At 56.6% G+C, this 14,430-nt stretch carries 15 protein-coding genes; 11 read left to right on the top strand and 4 right to left on the bottom strand.

Annotated features, from left to right (window positions below; translation table 11 throughout):
- From ACNY69_RS02220 to ACNY69_RS02230, 3 genes are all read left to right on the top strand, one after another.
- Positions 1-450 (top strand): DUF4385 domain-containing protein, encoded by a 450-nt coding sequence (locus ACNY69_RS02220; RefSeq protein WP_418797361.1) that lies wholly within the window; start codon positions 1-3, stop codon positions 448-450.
- Positions 451-890: 440 nt separating this feature from the next.
- Positions 891-1,526: a carbonic anhydrase gene (locus ACNY69_RS02225; protein WP_128085280.1), complete on the top strand. Its 636-nt coding sequence runs from the start codon at positions 891-893 to the stop codon at positions 1,524-1,526.
- 118 nt (positions 1,527-1,644) lie between these two features.
- Positions 1,645-2,781 carry a PQQ-dependent sugar dehydrogenase gene (locus tag ACNY69_RS02230; RefSeq protein ID WP_367396204.1) on the top strand — a complete coding sequence of 379 codons (1,137 nt, stop codon included), beginning with the start codon at positions 1,645-1,647 and terminating at the stop codon, positions 2,779-2,781.
- A 111-nt stretch (positions 2,782-2,892) separates the two neighbouring features.
- Here the strand turns inward: ACNY69_RS02230 and ACNY69_RS02235 are convergent, their stop codons facing one another.
- Complete coding sequence (locus ACNY69_RS02235) at positions 2,893-3,549, bottom strand: HAD family hydrolase (RefSeq protein ID WP_293773845.1); 657 nt, start codon at positions 3,547-3,549, stop codon at positions 2,893-2,895.
- A gap of 271 nt (positions 3,550-3,820) precedes the next feature.
- On the opposite strand from ACNY69_RS02235, the gene ACNY69_RS02240 reads away from it, so the two are divergent.
- The gene (locus tag ACNY69_RS02240) at positions 3,821-5,023 is read left to right on the top strand and encodes a serine hydrolase (protein WP_111141209.1); all 1,203 of its coding nucleotides are present in this window, start codon (positions 3,821-3,823) and stop codon (positions 5,021-5,023) included.
- A gap of 234 nt (positions 5,024-5,257) precedes the next feature.
- On the opposite strand, the gene ybjG is transcribed toward ACNY69_RS02240, so the two are convergent.
- Together ybjG and ACNY69_RS02250 are read right to left on the bottom strand one after the other, a co-directional pair.
- Positions 5,258-5,863, bottom strand: a complete 606-nt coding sequence (ybjG, locus tag ACNY69_RS02245) for an undecaprenyl-diphosphate phosphatase (protein ID WP_111141210.1) — start codon at positions 5,861-5,863, stop codon at positions 5,258-5,260.
- A gap of 412 nt (positions 5,864-6,275) precedes the next feature.
- Positions 6,276-7,964 (bottom strand): aspartate:alanine antiporter, encoded by a 1,689-nt coding sequence (locus tag ACNY69_RS02250; protein ID WP_293773849.1) that lies wholly within the window; start codon positions 7,962-7,964, stop codon positions 6,276-6,278.
- A gap of 259 nt (positions 7,965-8,223) precedes the next feature.
- Between ACNY69_RS02250 and ybjM the strand changes: the two genes are divergently transcribed.
- A complete protein-coding gene (ybjM, locus tag ACNY69_RS02255; protein ID WP_111141212.1) occupies positions 8,224-8,589 on the top strand; it encodes an inner membrane protein YbjM in 366 nt (121 codons plus the stop codon).
- An 83-nt stretch (positions 8,590-8,672) separates the two neighbouring features.
- Here the strand turns inward: ybjM and ACNY69_RS02260 are convergent, their stop codons facing one another.
- Positions 8,673-8,936, bottom strand: coding sequence for a GrxA family glutaredoxin (locus tag ACNY69_RS02260; protein ID WP_111141213.1), 264 nt, complete (start codon positions 8,934-8,936; stop codon positions 8,673-8,675).
- A gap of 255 nt (positions 8,937-9,191) precedes the next feature.
- On the opposite strand from ACNY69_RS02260, the gene ACNY69_RS02265 reads away from it, so the two are divergent.
- The 6 genes from ACNY69_RS02265 to potG all read left to right on the top strand — a co-directional run bounded on the left by ACNY69_RS02265 (position 9,192) and on the right by potG (position 14,422).
- Entirely contained in the window at positions 9,192-9,443 is a 252-nt protein-coding gene (locus ACNY69_RS02265) for a DUF1418 family protein (RefSeq protein WP_293773851.1), read from the top strand.
- Between the two features lie 16 nt (positions 9,444-9,459).
- Entirely contained in the window at positions 9,460-10,182 is a 723-nt protein-coding gene (gene nfsA, locus ACNY69_RS02270) for an oxygen-insensitive NADPH nitroreductase (protein ID WP_111141215.1), read from the top strand.
- A gap of 20 nt (positions 10,183-10,202) precedes the next feature.
- Positions 10,203-11,105: a 30S ribosomal protein S6--L-glutamate ligase gene (gene rimK / locus ACNY69_RS02275; RefSeq protein WP_111141216.1), complete on the top strand. Its 903-nt coding sequence runs from the start codon at positions 10,203-10,205 to the stop codon at positions 11,103-11,105.
- Positions 11,106-11,192: 87 nt separating this feature from the next.
- Positions 11,193-11,672, top strand: coding sequence for a YbjN domain-containing protein (locus ACNY69_RS02280; RefSeq protein WP_111141217.1), 480 nt, complete (start codon positions 11,193-11,195; stop codon positions 11,670-11,672).
- Between the two features lie 383 nt (positions 11,673-12,055).
- The gene (potF, locus tag ACNY69_RS02285) at positions 12,056-13,165 is read left to right on the top strand and encodes a spermidine/putrescine ABC transporter substrate-binding protein PotF (protein ID WP_111141237.1); all 1,110 of its coding nucleotides are present in this window, start codon (positions 12,056-12,058) and stop codon (positions 13,163-13,165) included.
- 123 nt (positions 13,166-13,288) lie between these two features.
- Positions 13,289-14,422: a putrescine ABC transporter ATP-binding subunit PotG gene (potG, locus tag ACNY69_RS02290; RefSeq protein ID WP_111141218.1), complete on the top strand. Its 1,134-nt coding sequence runs from the start codon at positions 13,289-13,291 to the stop codon at positions 14,420-14,422.
- Positions 14,423-14,430 lie beyond the last annotated feature (8 nt).

Consider the following 14,430-nt stretch of genomic DNA (forward strand, 5'->3'; position numbering starts at 1 on the left):
ATAAAACCTTTTGATTATGACCAGGACTTCAGCACGATCGACTTCCGCCAGCATCCCGAACGTTATCAGGTCGGGCGTGGCGAGCAGGGTGTGCTGATGGTCGAGCCCTATAAGAGCGAAATCCTGCCGCACTGGCGATTTCGTACCGTTCCCATTGCTGAAGCGTCGGCAGAAAAGATCATGGCGCTGTTTGAGGCGTACCGGCGTCAGGATGATTTTGTTGGCATGGATATGGCCCGCAAATTTATCCAGATGGGCTACACCCGAGCGCGCCGCTACAGCAACCATAAAGGGGGACGAAAATATGATGCCGACGGCAGGGAGCTGCCGCGCGGCGTCAACGAAGAGAAGGCGGCGGCGGCGGCGATTTTCAAAAGCTACTGGGACAGACTGCGTGAGGATGAGGACTACCTGCGCCGCAAGAAGGCGCACCAGCAGCGGTATGGCTAACGGCGGAACCGGCAGGCTCTTTTCCTCCGTGCACGCGACGCCTCTGGCCGTGCGTCTCTGCATTCTCCTCTTTTCGCAGCCCCCCATGACCGTCTGAGCCAGCCACGCTGTCAGGGCCAGGGTGGCGCATAAAACGTTCCCCTGCGACCCTCCACGGCGTAAAGTAGTGAAAAAACGCGTAAAAGCCCGTCACCTGACCGGGAGAGCGATGAGGCAGGATTGCATCCCCTCATGTCCAGTAACCTGCGGTGCTGTAAAAAGAAATTGGCGCGAAAGCCTCTGAACGGCGGATAAGCGAAACGCTGACCGCCGTGGCGTTTTCGCGCTTACTGAAAAACGCGGGTTGATATTCACTTGTTTTCATTAATAATAAACCGGCTAACCCCACTGAGGGGGCTATGCCCCTCAGGTAATGAAATGGATAATGTGAGAGCTAAATAATGAAAGAGATCATCAACGGATTTCTGAATTTCCAGCAGAATGTGTTTCCTGAAAGGAAGGATCTTTTCAAAAGCCTGGCGTCAAATCAAAATCCGAAAGCGCTGTTCATCTCCTGTTCAGACAGCCGTCTGGTGCCTGAACTGGTCACGCAGCAGGAGCCAGGAGAGCTGTTCGTTATCCGCAATGCGGGCAACATCGTTCCCTCTTTTGGTCCCGAGCCAGGCGGTGTCTCGGCCACGATCGAATATGCCGTGGTGGCGCTGGGCGTGTCTGACATCATCATCTGCGGTCACTCCAACTGCGGCGCGATGAACGCTATCGCCTCCTGCGCCTGCATGGATACCATGCCTGCCGTTGAGCACTGGCTGCGCTACGCTGATGCGGCGAAAGCCGTGGTCGAGCAGCGTGAGTATGACTCGCCAGAGAAGAAGCTGAACGAGATGGTTAAAGAGAACGTTATCGCTCAGCTCAACAACATGAAAACCCATCCTTCGGTTTCCGTTGCGCTGCGTAACGGCAAGCTACGTCTGCACGGCTGGGTTTACGATATCGAAAGCGGCACCATTATGGCGCTGACCCAGGGCGGCAAGCAGTTCATCACCCTGTCTGACAACCCTGACACCTGCTTCGAATAGTGCCTCTTGCCCGCTGCAACCGGCAGCGGGCTTCCTGTTTAATCTTTTGTAAATCCTCAGGTTCACTGCACGGCGCGTGACTACGCTTAAGGGCACGCTATCCCGTCAGGAGAACCCTATGTCCCGTCTTTCAACTATCCTGCTGCTAGGCAGCACGCTGTTCTGCGTCTCGCCGCTGTTTGCTGCTGACGTCAACGTGGAGGTATTGCAGGATAAGTTACAACATCCATGGTCGGTTGCCTTCCTGCCCGATAATAAGACCCTGCTGATTACTGAACGCAGCGGCCAGCTGCGCAGCTGGAACCCGCAGGAGGGGCTGTCGCAGCCGATCGGGGGCGTGCCTGCGGTCTGGGCAGAGCGGCAGAGTGGCCTGCTGGATGTGGTGCTGGCACCCGATTTCGCCACCAGTCGTCACGTCTGGCTGAGCTACACCGAAGCGAACAGCAACGGCAAAGCGGGCGCGGTGGTCGGCGTGGGCACGCTGAGCCAGGATAACCGCAGGCTTAACGATTTCCGCGAGGTGATCCGTCAGACGCCACAGCTCTCCAGCGGCAATAACATCGGCACCCGGCTGGCATTTGATACCCAGGGCTACCTCTGGATCGCCTTTGGCGACAACTTCGTCAGCAGCGCAGCGCAGGATCTCGATAAGCTGCAGGGCAAACTACTGCGGCTTAACGCGGATGGCAGCGTGCCGGACGATAATCCGTTTGTGAAACAGCGTGGTGCGCGGCCAGAGATCTGGGCGTATGGCCTGCGTAATCCGCAGGGGCTGGCGCTTAATCCCTGGACCGGGATGATATGGGAGAGTGAGCATGGCCCGCGCGGCGGCGATGAAGTGAATATCATGGGCCGGGGAAAAAATTATGGCTGGCCACTGGCAACCTACGGCATCGATTACAGCGGTGATAAGGTGCCGGAGTCGCAGGGCACTCACGTTGCGGGCACCGAACAGCCTCTCTGGCACTGGAAGGTGTCGCCCGCGATCAGCGGCATGGCCTTCTACAACAGCGCCCGTTTTCCGCAGTGGAAAAACTCGCTGTTTATCGGCGCGTTAAAAGAGAAAAACCTGATCAGGCTGACGCTCAACGGCGAAAAAGTGGTAGAGGAGCAGCGCCTGCTGGACGATCAGAAGGCGCGGATCCGCGATGTGCGACAGGGGCCGGATGGGTATCTCTATGTGCTGACCGATGAGGCCAATGGTAAGCTGCTGAAGGTGGGTTTAGCGCAGGATGCTGGCGCGTCACGCGGCTAATCGCCTGTTTTATCTGTCAGTCCGGGCCGGACAGTGTTCACCCTCCCTGCGTGCAGGACGGGCTGTTTTGCGCGCTTCCTGCCCGGACCGTTTGCCAGTGCAGACTTCAGGTCAGCGCGACCAGTGGCAGACCTGCCATCCGCGGTTAACGGCTTCCTGATGCAGTTGTTCATCCGGGTTGATGACATGGGCGTGGTCGGCCTGCTCCAGCAGCGGCAGATCGTTCATCGAATCGCTGTAGGCCCAGGTGCGATCGAAGATCTCATCCTGCTGCAGCGCTTTCCAGTCGCCCAGCCGCGTCACTTTGCCCTGTTTGTAGGTCATAGTGCCGTAAGTGTTGCCGCTGTAGCGTTCGTCGACGATCTCCACGCCAATCGCCAGCGCGCCGCAGGCACCCAGTTTCTCCGCAATCGGCACCACCAGATGTTCACCGCTGGCGGAGATGATCATCACTCTGTCACCGCGCGCGCGATGCCACTCAATCCGTTCACGGGCGGCAGGGAAGACGCGGGGCAGGATGTCACGATGGATAAAGCGGCGCACCCAGCCTTCGACGGTCAGCGTTGCCATACCGGCCAGCGGGGAGAGGGTTGTGTTCATATACTCTTCAATCGACAGCGTACCGGCATAATAGTGACTCATTAATGCCTGTTCCTGATCGATCAGTTCGCTGGGGGCGAAACCCTGTGAGACCAGCCAGCGCAGCCACAGACTGGTGCTGTCTTCACAAATCAGGGTTTCATCGAGATCAAAAAGGGCTAAGTCCATGGTCGGTCTCCTCGGCTGAGTGGCTTTCAGGTTAGCCGAAAATTGTGACGGGCTTAACTCTTCTGCGAAAAATCGGAATTTCACGCAGTTCTGATGGCGCTACTATGGTGGCTGAGTACCCTGCAGCGGCGACCCTGTCAGGCTGATTCGACCGAACTTTAAAAAACTTTACGATTCGACGGTTTTTTTCGCCGCCGCCAACGGTTAGCGTTTGAGTGAGAATTTTCTGCCTCGGGAATTTCGTTTCAACAAGGACAATCCGGCCAAACCCATGACAAACACTCGCTTTACATCTCGCCTCCGGCACCTCGCTGCCACCTCCATACTGATCCTTGCCCCCGTCAGCGTATTTGCTGAGCAGGCCCCCGCCGCGCCAGGCATCGACGCGAAGGCGTGGATCCTGATGGACTACGCCAGCGGCAAAGTGTTAACCGAATCGAGCGCCGATCAGCGCCTCGACCCCGCCAGCCTGACGAAAATGATGACCAGCTACGTCGTCGGTCAGGCGATCAAGGCGGGCAAAATCAAGCCGGATGATATGGTCACCGTCGGTCAGGATGCCTGGGCTACCGGCAACCCTAAGCTGCGCGGCTCTTCGCTGATGTTCCTCAAGCCGGGCGATCGCATCCCGGTACACGAGCTGAATAAAGGTATCGTGATCCAGTCCGGCAATGACGCCTGTATCGCGCTGGCGGACTATGTGGCGGGCAGCCAGGACTCCTTTATCGGCCTGATGAATAACTACGTGAAGGCGATGGGGCTGCAGAATACCCACTTTATGACGGTGCACGGTCTGGATGCCGAGGGGCAATACAGCACCGCGCGCGACATGGCGCTGATTGCGCAGGCCCTGATCCGCGATGTGCCCGAAGAGTATGCGCTGAACAAAGAGAAAGAGTTTACTTTCAACAAAATCCGCCAGATTAACCGTAACCGCCTGCTGTGGAGCACCAACCTCAACGTGGATGGTGTCAAAACCGGGCATACTTCCGGCGCGGGCAATAACCTGGTGGCGTCGGCCACCGAAGGCGACATGCGTCTGATCTCGGTGGTGCTGGGCACCGCCAGCGATGCAATCCGCTTCCGGGAGAGCGAAAAGCTGCTGACGTGGGGCTTCCGTTTCTATGAAACCGTGACGCCGATTAAGGCCGATGCGCCTTTTGCGCAGCAGCGGGTCTGGTTCGGCGATCGCAGCCAGGTCAATCTGGGCGTGGCGAAAGATGCCGCGCTGACCATCCCGAAAGGGCAGATGAAGAACCTCAAGGCAAGCTACAAACTCACTACGCCGCAGCTGGAAGCGCCGCTGAAGAAAAATCAGGTGGTCGGCACCATCGATTTCCAGCTGGATGGGAAGACGATCGAACAGCGGCCGCTGGTGGTGATGCAGGATGTGCAGGAAGGGGGGTTCTTCAGCCGGATGTTTGACTTCGTGATGATGAAGTTCAACGGCTGGTTCGGGAAGTGGTTCTCATAAGTGAACAGGGACGCTGAGGCGTCCCTGCACCGGTGTAATTTCCCGATCAGAATCTGGTAACAGCGCAGGCGTTTATTATGCAGGTAATCGGGTCAGATGAGGAAAGCGGCCTGCGACAGTAACAGCACTTTCGCCTCCTTCCAGCCTGATCCCATTTCCGGTGCGGGCGTCACCTTACCGCCAGATGACGCCCCTTTTCCCGACAATCCAGGGGGACGCTATCGCGTCCCTTTCTTAATTCTGCGTCCAGCCTTTGCGAATCGGCACGGCAAACAGCGCCCGATAGAGCGGGTTGATCACCGCCAGCAGGCGTTCGCCGTAGAACTGCCACGCCAGATGCGAAGCCAGACAGCTCAGCAGACCCACCAGGAAGCCGCCCAGCATATCCATTGGCCAGTGCACGCCCAGATAGACCCGCGACCAGGCGATCGCGCAACCCACCACCATCAGCACTACACCTGACCAGAGGCGATGCCAGAAGATAAAGGCCAGCGCAAAGGTAAAGATGGTGGTGCCGTGATCGCTGGGATAGGAGTCATCGGCAGCGTGATGCAGGAACTGATAACCGAAACCAATGGCGAAAGGGCGGGGATGCGGTAACAGCTGGCCGACACACCAGGAGATTGCCAGCGCATAGATCAGCGCCATACCGGTTTTCAGGACCAGCACCCGCTGTGAAGAGACCTGATCGCGCGGGCCCCAGAGCCACATCGCCACGATTAACAGCGGAACGATAGCGATCAGATCTTTGGCAATAAAGGTCGCCAGGTGCAGTAACCAGGCAGGCGATGCTGGTGTGGCGTTGATGGCAGTAAACAGGGCGTGATTCAGCTCTTCCATTTCGGGATAAATTCCTCAGCAGGCAGTGCGGTTAACGACAGCGGACGACATGGCGTCGGCCCGCCCGATAACCACGGCAAAAACGATCGGCGACAGCGCGCTCCCCCAATTAATCAGCACAAATTGCTAATCAAACAGCGATCCATCCTGCTTTTAACGGCGCAGTTCGTCCATAGAAAGGCTCTTAATCTGGGGGGAAGTTGTGGAATGGTTTAAGTTTTATGACGGTTCAGAGACAGTAAGATGAGGAGCAGGCGGCGTCAGCGCAGGCTGGCGGCGAAAAAAAGCCATAAAAAAACCCGCCGGGAAAAAGACCAGCGGGCTCCACAATTTGGGGATTTTCAAAGAAAAGCAGTGGCACTTATTATGACTGCGGCTTAACAATAAAGTTCTGGACGCCGTCAAAATAATTTTATAAGGGCAATATCGGCCAGATAATCACAATCAGCGTGCCTGCCAGCGTCAGTAACACGTTGGCGATGGCATAGGTTCCGGCATAGCCCAGCGCCGGAATATTACTGCGCGCCGTGTCGCTGATGATCTCCATAGCGGGCGCGCAGGTGCGTGCGCCCATGATAGCGCCGAACAGCAGGGCGCGGTTCATCCGCAGCACGTAGGCCCCAAACAGATAGCAGATGATCACCGGCACCAGGCTGACCAGCAGCCCGCACAGCAGCATCAGCGCACCGTCGCTGCTGATGCCGTGATTAATGCCGCTGCCGGCACTCAGGCCGACGCCCGCCATAAATACCATCAGGCCGAACTCTTTAACCATCGTCAGGGCGCCCTGCGGAATATAGCCAAAGGTCGGATGGTTGGCGCGCAGGAAGCCGAGCATGATCCCGGCGAACAGCAGGCCCGCCGCGTTGCCGATACCAAAACTGAAGTTGCTGAACTGGAACGTAATCAGCCCAATCATCAGCCCGACAATAAAGAAGGCGCAGAAGGCCAGCAGATCGGTCATCTGACTGTGAATGGCGATAAAGCCGATGCGATCGGCCACGCTTTTCACCCGTCGCGCCTCGCCGCTGACCTGCAGCACATCCCCTTTGTTGAGCATGATGCTGTCGTCAATCGGCATCTCAATCTGACTGCGGATAACCCGGTTCAGGAAGCAGCCGTGATCGGTGAGATTTAACTTGCTCAGGCGCTTGTTCACCGCATTGTGGTTCTTCACCACGATCTCTTCGGTGACGATGCGCATATCCAGCAGGTCGCGGTCGAACACCTCTTTGCCGTTGCGGAAGCTGGGGTCAAGCCGGGCGTGGGCATCGGGATAACCGACCAGCGAAATATCATCGCCGAGCTGCAACACCGCATCTCCGTCGGGGCTGGCAAGAATCCCGTTGCGGCGGATGCGCTCAATGTAGCAGCCGGTCTGACGATAGATACCCAGCTCGCGCAGGTTTTTGCCGCCGCTCCACGCCACCAGCTCCGGGCCGACACGATAAGCGCGGATCACCGGCAGGAAGACTTTGCGCTGGCTGTCGGCATCCAGGCCACGCTCACGGGCAATCTGCTGGGCGCAGGTCGGGAGATCCTGATGTTGCAGGCGGGGCAGGTAGCGCGCGCCGAATATCAGGCTAACCAGCCCGATCAGATAGGTCACGGCATAGCCGAGACTCAGCTGATCCTGCATCATGCCGAGCTGTTTCGGATCGCCGATGCTCTGTCGCAGGGTGTCGCCCGCCCCGACCAGCACCGGCGTAGAGGTCATCGACCCGGCCAGCATCCCCGCGGTGAGGCCGATATCCCAGCCAAAAAGTTTGCCCAGTCCCAGCGCCAGTAATAGCGCGCTGACCACCATGACGATGGCGAGCATGAAATAGTTTTTGCCGTCGCGAAAGAAAATAGAAAAAAAGTTAGGGCCGGCTTCCACACCTACACAAAAAATAAACAGCATAAAGCCCAGACTCAGGGCATCCGTATTGATGGTGAAGTGCTGCTGGCCTAATAACAGGGAAACCACTAATACCCCAATTGAATTTCCCAGCTGAACCGAACCAAGGCGCAACTTACCCAGACAGAGGCCGAGCGCTAAAACGACAAATAATAACAAAATGTCGTTTCCGCTTAACAATCCTGCGACGTTAATATTCACTGTTTAACTTCTTGTTTACATGTAACCTGTTGAAGAGTGGCCTGTTTTTCGCTATCGTGAGCAGGCCGTTGAGGAACCGTTGTATCAGCACTGCAAAGGGAACCTTGAGTGCGGCGCTATTCTAATCACAAATATCATCCTCAGCCATTGGCTCTTTCTTTTCGTTGCCACGGCGAACTGTTTCTTTTTATTTCCATCTGAACGCATCAGGGTTAACAAGCAGGTTATTGTCAGAATTACTTTTACTCAGTGGGGTGATATGCCGCAGCGTTCTTATCTCTGGACTACCCGCCTGTGCGGCGTGGTGCTGTACAGTCTGGTGTTTGTCTTTACCTGTCATTTCTGGCAGGTCGGTCCCGGCCCGCTTCGGGGTCAGCCCGAACTTCTGCTTTTTATGTTACCCGGCATTGTAATGGCCCTGCTGCAGGTGGAAAGCCCGTTAAAAAGCACGCTGATGATGGGGTTGTGGGGAACGTTGCTGGGCGCACTGCTGTTAAATAACAGCCTGTTTGTTCACAGCAGCCCACTCTTTGTGCTCGCCTGGTGCCTGAGTGCACTCTTCTGGGCGGGCTGCGGTGCTCTGCTGGTACGGCTGATGCAGATCGTGATGGCGTCACTGCATTAATCGCTGCCGCTCATTTCCGGCGGCCAAAGAAAAAGGCGAGACAGGATTTCCTGCCTCGCCTTTTCTGTTTCTGAGATCACGGCTTACGCGACAAAGCCCAGATTTTCTTTGGTCCAGGCGGCAAACTCGGTATAGCCACCGATATGCTTCTCATCCACAAAAATCTGCGGCACGGTGCTGACCGGTTTACCGGCGCTTGCTTCCAGATCGGCTTTGGTGATGCCTTCCGCCTGAATATCAACATACTGGTAGCTGAAATCATCACGTTCAGCCGTCAGTTTATCGGCCAGTTCATGAGCACGGACACAGTAGGGACAGCCGGGACGGCCAAAAATTACAGCAATCATTGAGAACTCCTTACAGCGGCTATTATGTGATGGGTATCACACAACAAAACAGAGAATGGCAACCATGATGCCCGCTCGTATCGCTTAAAGAAAGCAGGAATTGCCTGTTAGTCTGATGCCCGCTCGCTATGACCGTGCGATCAGGAAGCGTCTGAATCTGATGCTTTTTCGTCCCGCGGCGCGGCGTATCCCGCGCAATTTTTGGGTTGTTGACCATAATTGACGCTCAGTCACCCGCGAAGGCAGGAGGTTGTGATGCAGAGTGTAGCCCGATTACCGCGTGTTGTGCTGCTGCTGGAGGCGGCTGGCGGCCTGCTCATCCTGGGCGCGCTGCTGCTGATCAATCACTGGCTGCCGCTGCCCGGTCAGATGGATGCCGGAACGCTGGCCACCGTGCTGTTTATGGCTGGCGTGCTCCTGATGCTGCCCGCGGCCTGGCTGTTAATGTGGCGCACCGCGAAAGCGATCGCTCCACAGCTGTTCAATCAGATTGATAAAAAAAGATAATATTGCTGGAGATTTTATGACACCGACCATCGATTTACTGTGTAGCCACCGTTCTATTCGTGCGTTTACTGACCAGCCGGTCAGCGACGCGCAGCGTGAGGCGATCATTACTGCGGCGCAATCGGCCTCCACCTCCAGTTTTTTACAGTGTTCTTCCATCGTCCGTATCACCGATAAGGCCCTGCGCGACAAGCTGGTGCCCCTGACCGGCGGCCAGACCTGGGTGGCGGACGCGGCGGAGTTCTGGATCTTCTGCGCTGACTTCAATCGTCACCTGCAGATCTGTCCGGATGCGCAGCTGGGCCGTGCCGAGCAGCTGCTGCTGGGCTGCGTGGACACCGCGCTGATGGCGCAGAATGCGATGGTCGCCGCCGAATCCCTGGAGCTGGGTGGCGTCTTTATCGGCGGGATCCGCAACAGTATCGCGGAAGTAACCGAACTGCTGGGTCTGCCAAAATTTGTTCTGCCGCTGTTTGGCTTCTGCCTGGGTCATCCGGAGTCAAAACCGGACGTCAAACCGCGTATGCCGCACGCGATGCTGGTGCATGAGAACCGCTATCATCCGCTGGATCCGGCGGTGCTGGCAGAATACGATAGCCGCACCGAACTCTACTATCAGCAGCGCGACAGTAACCAGCGTAGCGAAACCTGGAGCGAGCTGATCCAGCGCCTGATTATCAAAGAGACGCGCCCGTTCATGCTGGATTATCTGCATCAGCAAGGCTGGGCCACACGTTAAGTCTGAAACGGAGAGCGGAGATGAAGATAGCCATTCTGTCACGCGATGAGACGCTCTACTCCAGTCGGCGACTGCGTGACGAGGCGGCGGCGCGCGGCCATGCTGTGCAGATCATTGATCCGCTCTCCTGTTATATGAATATCAACCCGGCCTCTCCGGCGGTTCACTACCGGGGTGAACCGCTGGCCCATTTTGATGCGGTGATCCCGCGTATCGGTAACGCCATTACCTTTTATGGTGCGGCGGTGCTGCGGCAGTTTGAGATGTGCGGCAGCTATCCGCTTAATGAGTCCGCCGCCATTACCCGTACCCGCGATAAGCTGCGCTCGCTTCAGCTGCTGGCGCGGGAGGGGATCGACATGCCGGTCACCGGCTTTGCCTCTTCACCCGATGACACCCACGATCTGATCGCGATGGTGGGCGGGGCGCCGCTGGTGGTTAAACTGGTCGAAGGCACGCAGGGCATCGGCGTCGTACTGGCGGAAACCCGCCAGGCGGCGGAGAGCGTAATCGATGCCTTTCGCGGCCTGAATGCGCATATCCTGGTGCAGGAATTTATCAAAGAAGCTGAAGGGCGCGATATCCGCTGTCTGGTGATCGGCAATCAGGTGGTGGCCGCCATCGAACGGGTGGCGAAAGAGGGCGATTTTCGCTCAAACCTGCATCGTGGTGGCACGGCGCATCCGGTAACGATCACGCAGCAGGAGCGGCAGATCGCCGTGCAGGCGGCGGCAACGCTCGGGCTGGAAGTGGCGGGCGTCGATATTCTGCGCGCCCGTCGTGGCCCGCTGGTGATGGAAGTTAACGCTTCGCCTGGTCTGGAAGGCATTGAGCACTGCTGTGAGCTGAACATCGCCGGCCTGATGATTGCGCATATTGAGCAGCAGGCCATCCCCGGGCTCCGTCCTAAAACCGCTGGCTGACACGCGCTTTTCAGTAGTTTTCGTGGCATCGTCGTGCATTTTTCCGTAAGCTAAGTCGCCTGTTTATCACCCCACTGAGATTTTACGATGGATTCTCTTGTCGTTCCGGATATCGACCTGTTGCGTCGCTGGCTGGATCAGCAAAATATCACCTGGTTCGAATGCGATGCCTGTCAGGCACTTCATCTGCCACACATGCAAAACTTCGATGGGGTGTTTGACGCCAAAATCGATCTGGTCGACAACGTCATTCTCTTTTCGGCGCTGGCGGAAGTGAAACCGACGGCGCTGATCCCGCTGGTCGGCGATTTGTCGCAAATCAACGCCAGTTCACTGACGGTAAAAGCGTTTATCGACATTCAGGATGACAATCTGCCGAAGCTCATTGTCTGTCAGTCTATGGTCACGACTGCCGGATTGACCTTTGGTCAGTTCTCGCACTTTATGAAACAGAGCGAAGAGCAGATCTCTATGGTGATCCTGGAAGCCTTTGCCAACAATCTGCTGATTGTCGGCGAAGAAGAGGAGCACGTTCCGGTGACCAGCGTCCATTCCGTGCTGCACTAAGCCTGACACTGTCATCCACTCAGCCGTCCACGAGACGGCTTTTTTATACCCGCCGCCCGCCGTCGCCTTTTTTTATTCTGCATTTTGCCCTTTAATGCCAGATATTTGTCGTGGTTTATGCCATCAAAGCCGAACCTCATAGCTCAAACATGCATAAAATATCGGTTTCAGGCGTTTTTTACGCTGGGGTCTGGTACAGCCAGACCGGGGGGGCTATGCTTGCGGGGCTGTAACAGGCGCGTAACTTCGCCCCGGCTATAGGTTTTTGCTATTAAACTCCCGCTGAATAATGATTCATTGTGTCACTGACGTCTTGTACAGAACGCAATGCAGGGATCTCTGATTTGCAGCGTTGTAATGACCCGCTCAGGAGGATGGAAAATATGTTCAACTCACGTCAGAAATGGCTGTCAGCTGTGGTAGCTGCTGCGCTGATGGCCACCTCGGCCAGCAGCATGGCGGAAGATAAAACGCTGCATGTCTACAACTGGTCCGACTATATCTCGCCAGACACGGTGCCGAACTTCGAAAAGCAGTCCGGTATTAAAGTGGTCTACGATGTGTTTGACTCCAACGAAGTGCTGGAAGGCAAACTCATGGCGGGCAGCACCGGCTACGATGTGGTGGTGCCATCCTCCAGCTTCCTGGCGCGTCAGCTGCAGTCTGGCGTCTTCCAGCCGCTGGATAAGAGCAAACTGCCGAACTACAAAAACCTCGATCCGGCGCTGATGGAAAAAGTCGCGCAGCACGATCCGGGTAACAAATATGCCATTCCTTATCTGTGGGGCACCACCGGCATCGGCTACAACATCGACAAGGTGAAAGCCGCGCTGGGCGCGGATGCACCGGTCAACAGCTGGGATCTGGTGCTGAAGCCGGAAAACCTGGAGAAGCTGAAAAGCTGTGGTGTCTCCTTCCTGGATGCGCCAGAGGAGATCTTTGCTACGGTGCTCAACTATCTCGGCAAAGATCCGAACACTTCCGATGCGAAAGAGTATTCTGGTGCGGCCACGGATCTGCTGCTGAAGCTGCGTCCGAATATCCGCTATTTCCATTCGTCGCAGTACATTAACGATCTGGCGAACGGCAACATCTGCGTAGCGATCGGCTGGTCAGGCGATATTCTGCAGGCGAAAAACCGTGCCGATGCCGCGAAAAACGGTGTGCATCTGGGTTACAGCGTGCCGAAAGAGGGGGCGCTGGCCTTCTTCGACATGATGGCGATCCCGAAAGATGCGAAAAATCTGGACGGTGCCTACGCCTGGCTCAACTACATCATGGATCCGAAAGTGATCGCTGATGTCTCTAACAAAATGAACTATGCCAACGGCAACAAAGCCTCGCTGCCGCTGATCAACGCCGACATCCGCAACAATCCGGGTATCTTCCCGACGCCGGAAGCGATGTCGAAATTGTTTGTGCTGAAAGTCCAGGATCCAAAACTGGATCGTGTGCGTACGCGCGCATGGACTAAAGTAAAAAGTGGTAAGTAGTTCGTCCCGAGCGGATTGACCTGTCACGCATCAGCAACAGAGGCGCAGTGTCGGCCTCTGTTGTGCCATTTTTAGCGGCGGATTTTGCCGCCATGTTCCGCCTGGCTCCGGAGAGAACCCTTTGTGAACGATGCTATTCCCCGTCCTCACCATAAAACCGCAAAGGCATTAACGCCCCTGCTGGAAATTCGCAACCTGACCAAATCCTTTGACGGCCAGCACGCTGTGGATGATGTCAGCCTGACCATCTACAAAGGTGAGATTTTCGCGCTGCTGGGTGCCTCGGGCTGCGGAAAATCGACCCTGCTGCGCATGCTGGCCGGTTTTGAACCGCCCACCAGCGGTCAGATTGTGCTGGATGGTCAGGATCTGTCGCATGTGGCGCCCTATCAGCGCCCGATTAACATGATGTTTCAGTCCTACGCCCTGTTTCCCCACATGACCGTGGAGCAGAATATCGCCTTTGGTCTGAAGCAGGATCGGCTGCCGAAAGGGGAGATCGCCAGCCGCGTCGCCGAAATGCTGGCGCTGGTGCACATGCAGGAGTATGCGAAACGTAAACCGCATCAGCTCTCCGGCGGACAGCGTCAGCGTGTGGCGCTGGCCCGCAGCCTGGCGAAACGCCCTAAGCTGCTGCTGCTGGATGAACCCATGGGCGCGCTGGATAAAAAACTGCGTGACCGGATGCAGCTCGAAGTGGTCGATATTCTGGAGCGCGTCGGCGCTACCTGCGTGATGGTGACCCATGACCAGGAAGAGGCGATGACGATGGCAGGCCGCATCGCGATTATGAATCGCGGTAAGTTCGTGCAGATTGGCGAGCCGGAGGAGATCTATGAGCATCCGACCAGCCGCTACAGTGCGGAGTTCATCGGCTCCGTGAACGTCTTCGAAGGCTTACTGCGCGAACGTCAGGCGGATGGCCTGGTGATCGACAGTCCCGGCCTGATGCATCCGCTGAAGGTCGATTCCGATGTCTCCGTGGTGGATAACGTGCCGGTGCATGTCGCACTGCGGCCGGAAAAAGTGATGCTGTGCGAAGAGGTGCCTGCCGACGGCTGTAACTTTGCGGTGGGTGAAGTGGTGCATATCGCCTATCTCGGCGATCTTTCCATCTACCATGTTCGTCTGCACAGCGGACAGATGATCAGCGCACAGTTGCAGAACGCGCATCGCTATCGCAAAGGGTTGCCGACCTGGGGAGATGAAGTACGTCTCTGCTGGGAAAGCGACAGCTGCGTGGTGTTGACGGTTTAAGGAGCGGC

The sequence above is a fragment of the Pantoea graminicola genome (genome assembly GCF_048452665.1).
In the GTDB taxonomy this organism is placed as follows: domain Bacteria; phylum Pseudomonadota; class Gammaproteobacteria; order Enterobacterales; family Enterobacteriaceae; genus Pantoea.